At 67.7% G+C, this 12,667-nt stretch carries 15 protein-coding genes; 3 read left to right on the forward strand and 12 right to left on the reverse strand.

Annotation, left to right across the window (positions count from 1 at the left end; all coding sequences use genetic code 11):
* Positions 1-118: 118 nt before the first annotated feature.
* The 7 genes from ureC to BM162_RS11100 form a co-directional block, all read right to left on the reverse strand.
* Positions 119-1,828: an urease subunit alpha gene (gene ureC, locus BM162_RS11070; protein ID WP_093421711.1), complete on the reverse strand. Its 1,710-nt coding sequence runs from the start codon at positions 1,826-1,828 to the stop codon at positions 119-121.
* Between the two features lie 162 nt (positions 1,829-1,990).
* Positions 1,991-2,479 (reverse strand): GFA family protein, encoded by a 489-nt coding sequence (locus BM162_RS11075; protein WP_245759242.1) that lies wholly within the window; start codon positions 2,477-2,479, stop codon positions 1,991-1,993.
* A gap of 10 nt (positions 2,480-2,489) precedes the next feature.
* Complete coding sequence (locus BM162_RS11080) at positions 2,490-2,804, reverse strand: antifreeze protein (RefSeq protein WP_245759243.1); 315 nt, start codon at positions 2,802-2,804, stop codon at positions 2,490-2,492.
* 268 nt (positions 2,805-3,072) lie between these two features.
* On the reverse strand, positions 3,073-3,378 hold the full coding sequence (locus tag BM162_RS11085) for an urease subunit beta (RefSeq protein WP_093421714.1): 306 nt from the start codon (positions 3,376-3,378) through the stop codon (positions 3,073-3,075).
* A gap of 28 nt (positions 3,379-3,406) precedes the next feature.
* Complete coding sequence (locus BM162_RS11090) at positions 3,407-3,955, reverse strand: HD domain-containing protein (protein ID WP_093421716.1); 549 nt, start codon at positions 3,953-3,955, stop codon at positions 3,407-3,409.
* Positions 3,955-4,257, reverse strand: coding sequence for an urease subunit gamma (locus BM162_RS11095; protein ID WP_093421719.1), 303 nt, complete (start codon positions 4,255-4,257; stop codon positions 3,955-3,957). Before BM162_RS11095 ends, BM162_RS11090 begins: the two co-directional genes overlap by 1 nt.
* A 19-nt stretch (positions 4,258-4,276) precedes the next feature.
* Positions 4,277-5,098, reverse strand: a complete 822-nt coding sequence (locus BM162_RS11100; protein WP_093421721.1) for an urease accessory protein UreD — start codon at positions 5,096-5,098, stop codon at positions 4,277-4,279.
* 207 nt (positions 5,099-5,305) lie between these two features.
* On the opposite strand from BM162_RS11100, the gene pyrC reads away from it, so the two are divergent.
* From pyrC to BM162_RS11115, 3 genes are all read left to right on the forward strand, one after another.
* Complete coding sequence (gene pyrC / locus BM162_RS11105) at positions 5,306-6,346, forward strand: dihydroorotase (protein WP_093421724.1); 1,041 nt, start codon at positions 5,306-5,308, stop codon at positions 6,344-6,346.
* Between the two features lie 73 nt (positions 6,347-6,419).
* Complete coding sequence (locus tag BM162_RS11110) at positions 6,420-7,100, forward strand: orotate phosphoribosyltransferase (RefSeq protein ID WP_093421726.1); 681 nt, start codon at positions 6,420-6,422, stop codon at positions 7,098-7,100.
* 195 nt (positions 7,101-7,295) lie between these two features.
* On the forward strand, positions 7,296-8,810 hold the full coding sequence (locus tag BM162_RS11115; protein ID WP_093421729.1) for a replicative DNA helicase: 1,515 nt from the start codon (positions 7,296-7,298) through the stop codon (positions 8,808-8,810).
* Between the two features lie 77 nt (positions 8,811-8,887).
* Here BM162_RS11115 and BM162_RS11120 read toward each other — a convergent pair whose 3' ends face one another.
* From BM162_RS11120 to BM162_RS11140, 5 genes are read right to left on the reverse strand one after another with little or no spacing between them, the layout of a single operon-like run.
* On the reverse strand, positions 8,888-9,097 hold the full coding sequence (locus tag BM162_RS11120) for a hypothetical protein (RefSeq protein WP_093421732.1): 210 nt from the start codon (positions 9,095-9,097) through the stop codon (positions 8,888-8,890).
* 3 nt (positions 9,098-9,100) lie between these two features.
* Positions 9,101-9,733: an SMC-Scp complex subunit ScpB gene (scpB, locus tag BM162_RS11125; RefSeq protein WP_093421734.1), complete on the reverse strand. Its 633-nt coding sequence runs from the start codon at positions 9,731-9,733 to the stop codon at positions 9,101-9,103.
* The gene (locus BM162_RS11130; protein WP_093421737.1) at positions 9,726-10,520 is read right to left on the reverse strand and encodes a segregation and condensation protein A; all 795 of its coding nucleotides are present in this window, start codon (positions 10,518-10,520) and stop codon (positions 9,726-9,728) included. Before BM162_RS11130 ends, scpB begins: the two co-directional genes overlap by 8 nt.
* Positions 10,520-11,521 (reverse strand): beta-N-acetylhexosaminidase, encoded by a 1,002-nt coding sequence (gene nagZ, locus BM162_RS11135; RefSeq protein ID WP_093421739.1) that lies wholly within the window; start codon positions 11,519-11,521, stop codon positions 10,520-10,522. The genes BM162_RS11130 and nagZ overlap by 1 nt, the downstream gene beginning before the upstream one ends.
* Positions 11,522-12,610, reverse strand: coding sequence for an SPOR domain-containing protein (locus tag BM162_RS11140; protein WP_093421742.1), 1,089 nt, complete (start codon positions 12,608-12,610; stop codon positions 11,522-11,524). It lies immediately after the preceding gene.
* Positions 12,611-12,667 lie beyond the last annotated feature (57 nt).

Here is a 12,667-nt window from a genome sequence, read left to right on the forward strand (position 1 = left end):
TCTGGTTTCCTCCCTTGACCGTCAACATAGGGGACAAGCTTGCTGCGTTGCAGCGACATTTGCGAAGGGCCGCTTTGCGCGAGGTGCATGGAACGTTCTCTCCCTGGCGCTGAAGGCTTCAGAACATGAAGTAGCGCTGCGCCATCGGCAGCTCTTTCGCCGGCTCGCAGGTCAAAAGCTCGCCGTTCGCGCGCACCTCGTAGGTCTCGGGGTTCACCTCGATCTCGGGCGTCGCGTCGTTGAACATCATGTCGCGCTTGCCGATGTCGCGGGTGTTGGCCACCGGCAGCGTCGTCTTCGCCAGTCCCAGCGCCGCCGCCACGCCATCGGCCTGCGCCGCGCCGCTGACGAAGGTGACGGCTGAACGTTCGACCGCCCGCCCCATGGCCCCGAACATCGGTCGCGAATAGACCGGCTGCGGCGTCGGGATCGAGGCGTTGGGATCGCCCATCTGCGCACAGGCGATAGACCCGCCAAGCAGCACCATCTCAGGCTTCACACCGAAGAAGGCGGGCTTCCAAAGGCACAGATCGGCGCGCTTGCCGACCTCGATGCTGCCGATATGGGCCGAGATACCGTGCGCGATGGCCGGATTGATCGTATACTTCGCGATGTAGCGGCGCACGCGCAGGTTGTCGTTGTCGCCCCGCTCGTCCGGCAGCCGGCCTCGCTGTTTCTTCATCTTGTCCGCCGTCTGCCACGTGCGGATCAGCACCTCGCCCACCCGGCCCATCGCCTGGCTGTCCGAGGCGATGATCGAGAACGCGCCGATGTCGTGCAGGATATCCTCGGCCGCGATCGTCTCGCGCCGGATGCGGCTTTCGGCGAACGCCACGTCCTCGGGGATCGACTTGTCGAGGTGGTGGCACACCATGAGCATGTCCAGATGCTCTTCCAGAGTGTTCACCGTGAAAGGGCGCGTCGGGTTGGTCGAGGACGGGATCACGTGATCCAGCCCGCAGACGCGGATAATGTCGGGCGCATGCCCGCCGCCCGCGCCCTCGGTATGGAAGGCGTGGATTGTCCGACCTTTCATCGCGGCGACGGTGTTCTCGACGAACCCGGATTCATTCAGCGTGTCGGTGTGGATCATCACCTGCACGTCCATGTCGTCGGCCACGCCCAGGCAGCAATCGATGGCGGCGGGGGTGGTGCCCCAATCTTCGTGCAACTTCAGCGCGCAAGCGCCCGCGCGCACCATCTCTTCGAGCGCGGCAGGGGTCGAGGCGTTGCCCTTCCCGGCGAAGCCGATGTTCATCGGCACGCCGTCGACCGCCTGGAGCATCCGACCCATGTGCCAGGGCCCCGGCGTGCAGGTGGTGGCGAGCGTGCCATGCGCCGGCCCGGTCCCGCCGCCGAGCATCGTGGTCAGGCCCGAATGCAGCGCATCCTCGATCTGCTGCGGGCAGATGAAGTGGATATGGCTGTCGAACCCGCCGGGCGTGAGGATCTTGCCCTCGGCCGCGATGATCTCGGTCCCCGGCCCGATCACGATGTCCACGCCCGGTTGCGTGTCGGGGTTGCCGGCCTTACCGATCCTGGCGATGGTCCCATCGCGCAGCCCGACATCGGCCTTGTAGATCCCGGTCACGTCGACGATCAGCGCGTTCGTGATCACCGTGTCCATCGCGCCCTCGGCCCGTGTCGCCTGGCTCTGGCCCATCCCGTCGCGGATCACCTTGCCGCCGCCGAACTTCACCTCCTCGCCGTAAATCGTCAGGTCGCGCTCGACCTCGACGATCAGGTCGGTATCGGCCAGTCGCACCCGGTCGCCGGTCGTTGGTCCGTACATGTCGGCATAGGTCGCGCGGGAAATCGTGGCGGGCATGGCGGGGCCTTCCGGTGGTGGCGTCGGTCCGCGCCATCGAAGCCGGATGCGGCGCCGGACCTCAATGCGCCCCGCCCCGCCAGCTTGGGCGCGGCGTTCGACACGGCCCCTGGAGCTTAATCGTCAGGCATTTCGCTAAATCATCAGGCACTTCGCGAAGTTCTATTCGACCCAGAGCCCCCGCGCCCTGTGCCAGTCCTCCAGCGACTCCTCCGGGTAGCGGTCGAAGAACTGGTCATTCTCGCCCGCCTGCACCTCGACCCAGTAAGGCTTGAAGTCCAGCATCAGGTGCACGTGCTCGGGCGGCCGCGGAAGGTCGGTGTCGATGGCCGATGCGAAGGGATGCACCAGTTCCGGCCAGAAGGGATCGAACAGCCACAGGCCGCTGCCACAGCGCGCGCAGAAATTCCGCTCCCCCGTTGACGTTTCGCAGTGTCCGTCGTCGGCCTCGATCTCGGCCCGGTAGACGCCGAGCGCCTCTTGGCCCTCGATCTTCAGCGTGCGTGCAATACCCGAGATGTTGATGGCGTAGCCCCCACCACCCTGCTGCTTGCGACAGATCGAGCAATAGCAGCACTGATATGGCACCGGCGCGTGGCTCTCGACCGTGAAGGACACGGCCCCGCAGCGACAGGATCCTTCCAGTTTCATCGCCACGGCGTCACCCCCGCGTTGGCCCGCGTTTCCACAGCCTGCGCGCATTCGCTCCTGCGGTGCGCGAAATCGGCGCCACCCATGCCGACATCACCTCGTCAGGGCGTTCGCCGCGCATGGCCGCGGCCCAGGCGGCCCATTGTGCCTCGGCGAAGGCCGGGGCTTTCTCGGTGACCATGCGCGTGGTCTCGCCGGGCGCGACGGCCCAGAGACCCGCCATGCCCATAACACGCAAACCCACCACCGCCTGCGCGTCCACCGCCATGCGCCAGAGGGCTAGCCCGGCACGCATCCCATCTATCGGGGTCGCGGGGCGGCTCATCGGCGCACCGTCCCGGACCGGGGCGCGCGGCGCACCCTCAATTGTCTGACTGACCTCATCACTCTCCACCTGCCTCGTTCGATCCGCTTGCCCGGACAATCTGCGGATCAACGGCAGGTTCCCTTCGGACGGCCAGACGGAGCGGATCGCGGCGTTCCGGCGCAGCGATCCCGGGCACGCGAGAGTGGAGCGGCGCAGGTTCCATGTCAGGCCGGAGGCCGGAGCGGACCGCCATACCGATGAATGTTTGACAGAGCCCGAGGCCGGATCAGAGCGTGCCCATGACCTTCTGGTTGAACCCGACGGCCCGTCGGTTGCCGGCATACGGCACCAGCGTGACCTCGCGCGTCTGCCCCGGTTCGAACCGAACGGCGGTCCCCGCAGCGATGTCGAGCCGCAGACCGCGCGCAGCCTCGCGGTCGAAGTCCAGCGCCGGATTGGTCTCGGCGAAGTGATAATGGCTGCCGACCTGCACCGGGCGGTCGCCGGTGTTCGAGACGATCAGCGTCAGCGCCTCGCGCCCCTCGTTCAACGTGATCTCGCCGGGCTGCGGCAGGATTTCTCCTGGTATCATCTGGCTCTCCTGATCTGGAATGGGGGCATCACGACGGCTCGCCCGTCGCCATGGCCCGCTCCGCGCGTGCGACGGCCCTGTCGAACCCGGACTCGAGCGACGGGTCGGCGCCCCGGCAAGCGTCGACGACCAGGCGCGCACCGCCGATATACTCGGCCGCGACCGCGGCGTCCCACGCCGTCGGCTCGCGCGCGATGTCGTGAAGGTTCGAGGTCTGGTCCGCGATCTTGATGCGCTTCACATCGCCCGCGACGTCCTTCATGTGCTCGGCTTGCCGCGCCTTCATCCCGGATCTGGGCAAGTCGTCCCACTCCGGCGGATTGGTCATGCCCGCGACCAAATCGGCCACCCTAGGACCGAAAGTATGTTCCAAATCGTCGCGCGTGGTGTCGCTGTCCTCGATCACGTCGTGCAGGACCGCGGCGATGACGAGATCCTCGTCCGCTCCCGTCTCGGCCACGAGGTGTGCGACCTCGCACGGATGGTTGATATAAGGAATGCCGGCATCGCCCTTGCGCGCCTGGTCGGCGTGGGCACGGGCCGCCATCAGGTAGGCAAGTGTCAGACGATTTAGCATCAGCGGATGGGGTGGTGCACGGTGACCAGCTTCGTCCCGTCGGGGAACGTCGCCTCGACCTGAACGTCATGGATCATCTCGGGGATGCCCTCCATGCATTGGGCGGCCGTCACCACATGTGCGCCCGCCTCCATCAGGTCGGAGACCGGGCGGCCGTCGCGGGCGCCCTCGACCACGAAGTCGGTGATCAGGGCGATGGCCTCGGGGTGGTTCAGCTTGACGCCGCGTTCCAGCCGGCCGCGCGCGACCATGGCGGCGACCGAGACCATGAGCTTGTCCTTCTCGCGTGGGGTCAGGTTCATGCCTTGCCTTCCTCGTTTCTCATGTCTGCCAGACGCGGGGCAGCGGCCCCTGCCCCAGCTGTACCAGCACGCGCGCGACCAGCCGCCTCAACGGCCAGGCCTCGCGCGCCATCATCCGCACGACGCACTTGCCGTCCCAGGCAGAGGCGGCGGCGTCCACGCCCTCCACCTCCAGCAGGCGGCGGACAGAGGCCATTGCGTCCTCAGCCCCCGGCGCGACCAGCGCCACGGTGGCGAGCGCCTTCGCCCCGGACAGTCCCGCCGCATCGTCGCGCGCCAGAACGTCTGACGTCAGACGTATGGGCTCGGCCAACACCGGAATGCCGTCGCGCGTGACGCGTCGACGATCGGTGGCGTCCAGCGTTCGCACAATCTCCCCCATCGCCGCCCGGCCGAGCACCAGCGTCTCCGCCACCAGGCAGCTGGCGTCGCCTTCAAGCGAGATTGTGGTGCGGCGGTCGAGGGCGGCGCGGTCGAACAGGATCGTCTCCTGCGGCATCCAGTGCAGCCGGGCGCCGGTTCCGACCTTCATCGCGACATCGATGGCCCCGGCTCCGCCCGAAGAGGCATAGACCCGCTCCGCCGTCTGCGTCGTCGCCACCGCCCGCGCCCCGGCGCCGAGGTCGAGCGCGTATTCCAGCCGGTCACCGCCAGTGATTCCACCCGCGGTGTTCAGGAACACCACCTCGGGCACGGGCCCGTGGCAGCGCGGCAGCATCGCCTTGGCCGAGCCGGACTGGTGCAGCCGGTCGAGCGCGGTGCGCCCGGCGCGCGCCGACAGAGCGACCGCCGCGCGCCCCCGTGCCCGCTGCATCGTCACCTGCTGTGGCTGGTCGAACATCCGCCCTCCGCGTTGTCGCTGCCCACGCTTATCCGACCCATGCGAAGCGGCAACCACCGCCACAGGTCTCAACGCGAACGACCGCGAGAAGATCGACGGTCTGCACATATCTTCACCACCTCCGCTCAATTGTCAGGCAGATCGCGTCCGGGCACGGGCGATTTGCCCTCTGGAAAACGCGGGCCAGCCGGTGTAGCGCAACCGGCGATGACACAGACGCTCACCATCAGACGCCCCGACGACTGGCACCTGCATCTCCGCGACGGCGAGATCCTGAAAGCCGTCCTGCCCGAGACGGCGCGCCACTTCGCGCGCGCAATCGTCATGCCGAACCTCGTGCCACCCGTGGTCACCGCCGCCGACGCCGCCGAGTACCGCGACCGCATCCTGTCGGCGAAGCCCCTGAACTCGGACTTCCGGCCGCTGATGACGCTCTACCTCACGGAAGAGACCGACGTGCGCGACCTGCGCGCGGCGGCCGAGATCGGACTGATCACGGCGGTGAAGCTGTACCCGGCGGGTGCCACCACGAACTCGGCCTCGGGCGTGCGCGACTTCGCCAAGGTGCGCCGCGTGCTCGAGACCATGGCGCAGATCGGACTGACACTTTGCGTGCACGGCGAGGTCACGGACCCGGAGGTCGACATCTTCGACCGCGAGGCGGTGTTCATCGACCGCGTGCTCGACCCGATCCGCCGCGACATTCCCGGCCTGCGCGTGGTGATGGAGCACATCACCACGAAGAACGGGGCGGATTACGTGCGCGACGGCGGCGACGACATCGCCGCCACGATCACCACGCACCACCTTGTGATCAATCGCAACGACATCCTCGTGGGCGGGATCAAGCCGCACTACTATTGCCTGCCGGTGGCCAAGCGCGAGGAGCATCGCCTGGCGCTGCGCGCGGCGGCGACCAGCGGCGACGCGAGCTTCTTCCTGGGCACCGACAGCGCGCCGCACCTCGACCCGGCCAAGGAAAGCGCCTGCGGCTGCGCTGGCTGCTTCACCGCCACCAACACCCTGTCGATCCTGGCCGAGGTGTTCGAGCAGGAGAACGCGCTGGACCGGCTCGAGGCATTCGCTTCGCTCAACGGGCCCGCGTTTTATGGCCTGCCGGTAAACGAGGCCACGCTGACACTCGAGAAGGGCGCGCCGGTTGCTTATCCGGCGAAGATCGACACTGCGGACGGGCCCGTGACCGTGTTCGACCCGGGCTTCCCGCTGCACTGGCGCGTCGCCGGCTGACGCAGGGTCGGTTTTTGTCGAAAATCGTGCCTCCGGCGGGCGCATGTTAACGAAAAAGAAGGACGCAGAGCGCATGATCCCGACGACGTTCCCTGCCAAGGAGGAGATCGCCCGGCTGAGCGCGGGCATGCTGATCGAGATCGGGGCGGTGCATTTCAACGCGGACGAGCCGTTCACGCTCGCCTCGGGCCTGCCGTCGCCGACCTATATAGACTGTCGAAAGCTGATCTCGTACCCGCGTATCCGGGCGACGCTGATGGACTTCCTGACCATCACAGTCATGCGCGACGCGGGGTTCGAGGCTTTCGACAACGTCGCGGGCGGAGAGACGGCGGGCATCCCCTTCGCGGCGCTGGTGGCGGAGCGGATGGGCCTGCCGATGACCTATATCCGCAAGAAGCCCAAGGGCTATGGCCGCAACGCGCGCATCGAGGGCGTGATGTCCGAGGGCGAGCGGGTGCTGCTTGTCGAGGACCTGACCACCGACGGCGGCTCGAAGCTGAGCTTCGTGGACGCGATCCGCGAGACCGGCGCCACCTGCGGGCACACGGCGGTGATCTTCTACTACGGCATCTTCCCCGAGACGGAGGAGACGCTGGGCGCGCACGGCGTGAAGCTGCACGCCTTGTGCACCTGGTGGGACGTGCTGGCCGTCGCACGCGAGCGGCAGGCCTTCGACGAAGCGACGCTGGCCGAGGTGGAACGATTCCTCTCGGCCCCCCGTGCCTGGCAGGAGGCGCGACAGGGCGGCTGACGCCGTCGGCGGACCTCCGCGTGTCTTCTGTGCACAATCTGCAGGGGGATCCTGCAATATCTTGACGAAAGCCACGGGCACGCCTCAAGATGGGCGCGCCGGGTTACCCACAATCCATCCACATGATTATACAATTTGCGGGTCTCTGCGGCACGGCGCTATGAGCAGTGCCCACAGGACTCGGGGGCAGCAGAAATGAACGAGATCGCGACGATCCGGTCGGGACAGGTCGAGGCGGAACAGGCGAAGGAGGACGGCGCGGGCGAAGCCCTGCCGCATTCCATCGAGGCCGAGCAGCAGCTTCTTGGCGCGATCCTGACCAACAACGAGGTCTACGACCGCGTGGCCAGCGTCATCAACTCCGGCCACTTCTACGACCCGGTGCACGCCCGCATCTTCGAGGTCGCCTCGGCCCGGATCGCGAAGAACGCGCTGGCCTCGCCGGTGACGCTGAAGGCGTTCCTCGAGGACGATCCCGGCCTGCAGGAACTGGGCGGGCCGCAATACCTCGTCCGGCTCGCGGGCGCGGCAATCTCGTCTTTCGCGGCGCGCGACTATGCGCAGATGATCTATGACCTGGCCATCCGGCGCGAATTGATCCGGCTGGGCAAGGACATCTCGGCCCAGGCCGCCAAGGTCGACGTGGCGAGCGAGCCGAAGGACCAGATCGTCGAGGCCGAGCAGCGGCTTTACAAGCTGGGCGAGGCTGGGCAGGCGAGCAAGGGCTTCGTGTCGTTCCTGCGCGCGGTGACCGACGCGGTTAACGTGGCGAACGCTGCCTACCAGCGGGAGGGCGGGCTTGCCGGCGTATCGACCGGGCTCGTGGATCTCGACAAGAAGCTCGGCGGTCTCCATCGGTCTGACCTTTTGATCCTCGCCGGGCGGCCCTCGATGGGCAAGACGTCGCTGGCCACCAACATCGCCTTCAACATCGCCAAGGCCTATCGGCGCGGCCAAATGCCAGACGGCAGCGACGGTGCGATAGAGGGCGGCGTGGTCGGATTCTACTCGCTAGAAATGTCGGCGGAGCAGCTCGCCGCACGGATCCTGTCGGAGGCCTCCGAGGTGCCTTCGGAACAGATCAGGCGCGGCGACATGAACGAGAAGGAATTCCGGCGCTTCGTCGAGGCCGCCAAGGCACTGGAAGCCTGCCCGCTTTACATCGACGACACGCCGGCCCTGCCGATTTCTCAGCTCGCCGCGCGGGCGCGGCGGCTCAAGCGCGAACACGGGCTCGATGCGCTGTTTGTCGACTATCTGCAGCTGGTGAAGGGCACCGGCAAGGGCGACAACCGCGTGAACGAGATCTCGGAGATTTCGCAGGGCCTGAAGGCGATCGCGAAAGAGCTCGACATTCCGGTCGTCGCGCTGTCGCAGCTGTCGCGCCAGGTGGAAAGCCGGGACGACAAGAGGCCGCAATTGTCTGACCTTCGGGAATCGGGCTCGATCGAACAGGACGCCGACGTGGTGATGTTCGTTTTCCGCGAGGAATACTATGTCGAGCGTGAAAAGCCGTCGGACGACCGGCTGGACGAGATGGCGGCCTGGCAGGAGCGGATGGAGCGTCTGCACGGAAAGGCCGAGGTGATCATCGGCAAGCAGCGTCACGGGCCCATCGGATCGGTCGACCTGAGCTTCGAAGGCCGCTTCACGCGCTTCGGCAATCTCGTGAAGCCCTGGCAGCAGGGCGAAGGCGAGAACTTCGGCTGAAACATCATGGCAGGCGGTGCGCCGCCTGCCCTTCTGCCTAGAAAACGTCAGGCAGATGCCGGTCGCCGGCGCAGCGCTTACTTCAGGCGGCGGACCAGCCGGGCGGCATTGCGCGCCCGTTTCACCGTCTGCTTGGCGCGCTGCGCCTGCTGTCGCTCGGCTTTCGTCATCTCGCTGCGCGTTTTGCGGCCGCCTGACATCCGGTCGATGCCGTAGTCGACGCCCTTGCCCACGAGCTTCCGCATGACCGTGCGGACGAGCATGATCACCAGGCCATTCACGTTCATCGCTCAGTCCTCGTCGAACATTTCCGGCTGCGCATCGGCCTCGACTTCACGTCCCGGCGGCGGGCGGTTGTCGAGCAAGCCGGCGGCGCGCAACTCCTTCAGCCCCGGCAGGTCGCGCGCGCTTTCCAGCCCGAAATGATCGAGGAAGGTCTGCGTGACAACATAGGTCACCGGGCGGCCCGGCGTCATCCGGCGGCGGCCAAAGCGGATCCATTCCAGCTCGAGCAACTGGTCGACGGTGCCGCGCGAGACCGAGACGCCGCGGATCTCCTCGATCTCGGCTCGGGTTACGGGCTGGTGATACGCGACGATCGCCAGCGTTTCGATCGCGGCGCGGGACAGTTTGCGCGTCTCGACCGTTTCCTTCTGCATCAGGTGGCCCAGGTCGGGAGCTGTGCGGATTGCCCAGGCCTCGCCCACCTTGACCACGCGCACGCCACGGCCCTCGTAGCGATAACGCAGTTCCTCGAGCGCGTGCTCGGCTTCGCAGCCATGCGGCATCCGGGCGTTCAGTTCAGCCACCGTCACCGGCTCGGCCGAAGCGAACAGGATGGCTTCGACCATGCGCTCCTGCTCGGCCAGTGGCGGAGCTTCGAACAAGCGTTCCTGCGGCGGGTTTTCCATTATGTCAGACATTTGCCGTCCTCTTGCGGATCTGGATCGGCGCGAAGGTTTCGCCCTGCCGCAGTTCCACGTGCCCCGCCTTCACCAGTTCGAGAGACGCCGCGAAATGCGCCGCGGCCGCCGAACGGCGGCGCTCGGGGTCGACCTCCCATCCCTCCGGCATGTAGCTGGAAAGGTCGGTCCATTCCCCGGCAAAGCCGATGAGGTGGCGCATCCGGTCCAGCGCCTGTTCCATCGTCATCACCTTGTCGCGGTCCATGACGAAGGGCCGAAACTCGTCCTTCGTGCGAATGCGGGCGTAGGCCTGCATCAGGTCCAGAAGCGTCGCGGTGTAGCGCACTTGGCGCACCCGCTCCACGTCCTCGGGAATGCCGCGAGCGAAAACGTCGCGACCGAGCTGGTCGCGCGCCATGAGCTGCGCCGCAGCTTCGCGCATTGCCTGCAGACGTTCGAGCTGGAACGCCAGATGCGCGGCCAGTTCTTCGCCCGACGGGCCTTCGTCTTTCGGGTCCGGCGGCAGCAGGAGGCGCGACTTGAGGAATGCCAGCCACGCGGCCATCACAAGGTAGTCGGCGGCGAGCTCGATGCGCAGTTCCTTCGCGCGCTCGACGAAAGCCAGGTATTGCCGCGCCAGTGCCAGAACCGAGATCTGGCGCAGGTCCACCTTCTGCGTTCGGCCCAGCGTCAGAAGCAGGTCGAGCGGACCTTCAAAGCCGTCGAGCTCGACGATCAGCGCCTCGGCCGCCACCCGCTCGGCGACGGCGGTGTTCAAATGTTCGACGTTTCCGGTATCGGGCATCAGGCGCCCCCTTCCAGCAGCGCGGCGAGTTCGGCCTCGGCCTCGGCCGCATCAAATGGCTGCGCTGCCGCGCGGGCGGCGAGGGCGCGGTCGGCACGCGCCTGCGCCCGCGGCGTCATGCGCCCAGCCTCGGCCACGACGGCTTCCATCTCGGCCATTTCGCCGTTGCAGTGCAGGATGACGTCGCAGCCCGCGTCGAGCGACAGGCGCGAGCGCTCCGCGATGCTGCCGCCGAGCGCCTCCATCGAGATGTCGTCCGTCATCAACAGGCCGTCGAAGCCGATCCGGTCGCGGATCAGGCGGATTACGTATGACGATTGCGTGGCCGGCCGGTCGTCGAGCGCCGCGTAGGTGATGTGCGCGGTCATGCCCAGTGGCAGGTCGTTCAAGGCCCGGAACGGCGCGAAATCCACCGCCTCGAGCTCTTCGCGCGATGCCTCCACCACCGGCAGCCCCAGGTGGCTGTCCACCTCGCCGCGCCCGTGCCCCGGGATGTGCTTGAGCACCGGCAGGACACCGCCAGCCGCCATGCCGTCGGTGATGGCGCGGCTTGCGGCAATCACGGCCTCGGGCGTGTCGCCGTAGCAGCGGTTCTTCAGGAACGGGTGGGTCAGGTCGCAGGCCACGTCGGAGAGCGGCGCGCAGTTCACGTCGATGCCGACGTCGCGCAACTCCTCGGCGATCAGCCGGCCGCGCAGATACATGGACCGCGCCGCACCCTCGCCCGCCTGCCGTACCTGGTCGAGCGGCGGGAGCCACGCGCGCCAGTACGGCGGGCCGAGGCGCTGGACGCGCCCGCCCTCCTGGTCGATCAGGATCGGCGCGTCACGCCCCACGGCCTCGCGCAGTTCACCGGTCAGGCGGCGCAGTTGCTCCGGGTGCGCGATGTTGCGCGCGAAGACGATGAAGCCCCAAGGGTCGGCCTGAGCGAAAAAGGCGCGCTCGGAGGCGGAGAGGCTCAGCCCCTCCGGCGCCAGGATATGCGCCCCCTGCCCGGCCAATCAGCGCACCACGACCGGGATGCAGTCGGCCTGCTTGGCCACCAGTGCCGAACAGAAGCGGCGCGCGTCGCTCAAGTCCTCGAAGCCCACGGCGCGCAGACGATAGAAGATGCGCCCGCCGCTTTCGGCCCGCTGCACGAGGCGGCGCTTGCCGGCGAAGTATTCGCTGAACCGCCCGCCGATGCGATCCCATTGCTCGCGTGCGACCTCGGCGCTTTCGAACGCGCCCAACTGCACCAGCCGCGTGCCTTGCGTGATCTCGTCCGGCGACACCTCGATGTCGGCGGGCGCGGCGCTGACCGGCTCGATCGATTGCGGCGCGGCGAGCGAGGCGCGCACCAGAAGGTCATCTGGCCGGATGGCCGGGCGCGGCGAACGGATGATGCCCAGCCCGTCGCGGCGGGCGGTCTGCACGCGCACCTCGACCTCGGGGTCCGCGAGCGGGTCGACGCCCTGCGTGACCGCCTCGGCGAGCGCCAGCGCGGCGGCCTGCGGATCGTCACCGCTCGAAAGCCCCAGCGCCTCGGCCACGGCGCGATCGGTGGCCAGCGCATCCTCGGGCGCATCGGCAATCGGTGTTTCGTCGGCTGGCACGGCGGCGTCGAGCGGTTCGTCCACGATATCCGCGGGCGCGGCCGAGGCGAGCGTCGTCTCCTGCGACTGCTGCTCGAGCTTCAGCTCGTCCTGCTCGAACGGCGTCAGTTCAGGCTCTTTCGGACCGTCTTCGGCGTCGGCCACGAGATCGGGAACCGGCTTGTCCTCGGCCGCCAGCTCGACCGGCTTGGGCGCCAGCATCACCTGCTCGGCCGGGCCGCCGGCGATGCCGACCGCCGCCACCTCGTTCACGGCGAGCCCCTGGTGTTCGGCCAGTTCGCCACCCGGCTCGTCGGGCGCGATGCGGATCGGCCCTTCCAGCGCACGGACCACCGGAACCCCGGTGACGTCGCGCACCAGAAGCTTGTAGCTCCACGTTCCCAGCCCCGCGATCAGGGCCAGCGACAGCAACCCGCCGGTCCAGTTGACCAGCCCCGTCATCGTGCGCCCGCGTCCGCCGGACTCGTTCATGTCGTCGAAGTCGATATCCGCCATGTCCTGCCTCACTGCCCCGGCCGGCGGCGCGATCGCGCGCCGGCTCGTCTGCCTGCT

The sequence above is a fragment of the Tranquillimonas alkanivorans genome (assembly GCF_900115595.1).
In the GTDB taxonomy this organism is placed as follows: Bacteria; Pseudomonadota; Alphaproteobacteria; order Rhodobacterales; family Rhodobacteraceae; genus Tranquillimonas; species Tranquillimonas alkanivorans.

Bases quoted from the DNA above. Each gene is read 5' to 3' on its own strand.
- ureC (WP_093421711.1), bottom strand. From the start codon at position 1,828: ATGCCCGCCACGATTTCCCGCGCGACCTATGCCGACATGTACGGACCA.
- BM162_RS11075 (WP_245759242.1), bottom strand. From the start codon at position 2,479: ATGAAACTGGAAGGATCCTGTCGCTGCGGGGCCGTGTCCTTCACGGTC.
- BM162_RS11080 (WP_245759243.1), bottom strand. From the start codon at position 2,804: ATGAGCCGCCCCGCGACCCCGATAGATGGGATGCGTGCCGGGCTAGCC.
- BM162_RS11085 (WP_093421714.1), bottom strand. From the start codon at position 3,378: ATGATACCAGGAGAAATCCTGCCGCAGCCCGGCGAGATCACGTTGAAC.
- BM162_RS11090 (WP_093421716.1), bottom strand. From the start codon at position 3,955: ATGCTAAATCGTCTGACACTTGCCTACCTGATGGCGGCCCGTGCCCAC.
- BM162_RS11095 (WP_093421719.1), bottom strand. From the start codon at position 4,257: ATGAACCTGACCCCACGCGAGAAGGACAAGCTCATGGTCTCGGTCGCC.
- BM162_RS11100 (WP_093421721.1), bottom strand. From the start codon at position 5,098: ATGTTCGACCAGCCACAGCAGGTGACGATGCAGCGGGCACGGGGGCGC.
- pyrC (WP_093421724.1), top strand. From the start codon at position 5,306: ATGACACAGACGCTCACCATCAGACGCCCCGACGACTGGCACCTGCAT.
- BM162_RS11110 (WP_093421726.1), top strand. From the start codon at position 6,420: ATGATCCCGACGACGTTCCCTGCCAAGGAGGAGATCGCCCGGCTGAGC.
- BM162_RS11115 (WP_093421729.1), top strand. From the start codon at position 7,296: ATGAACGAGATCGCGACGATCCGGTCGGGACAGGTCGAGGCGGAACAG.
- BM162_RS11120 (WP_093421732.1), bottom strand. From the start codon at position 9,097: ATGAACGTGAATGGCCTGGTGATCATGCTCGTCCGCACGGTCATGCGG.
- scpB (WP_093421734.1), bottom strand. From the start codon at position 9,733: ATGTCTGACATAATGGAAAACCCGCCGCAGGAACGCTTGTTCGAAGCT.
- BM162_RS11130 (WP_093421737.1), bottom strand. From the start codon at position 10,520: ATGCCCGATACCGGAAACGTCGAACATTTGAACACCGCCGTCGCCGAG.
- BM162_RS11140 (WP_093421742.1), bottom strand. From the start codon at position 12,610: ATGGCGGATATCGACTTCGACGACATGAACGAGTCCGGCGGACGCGGG.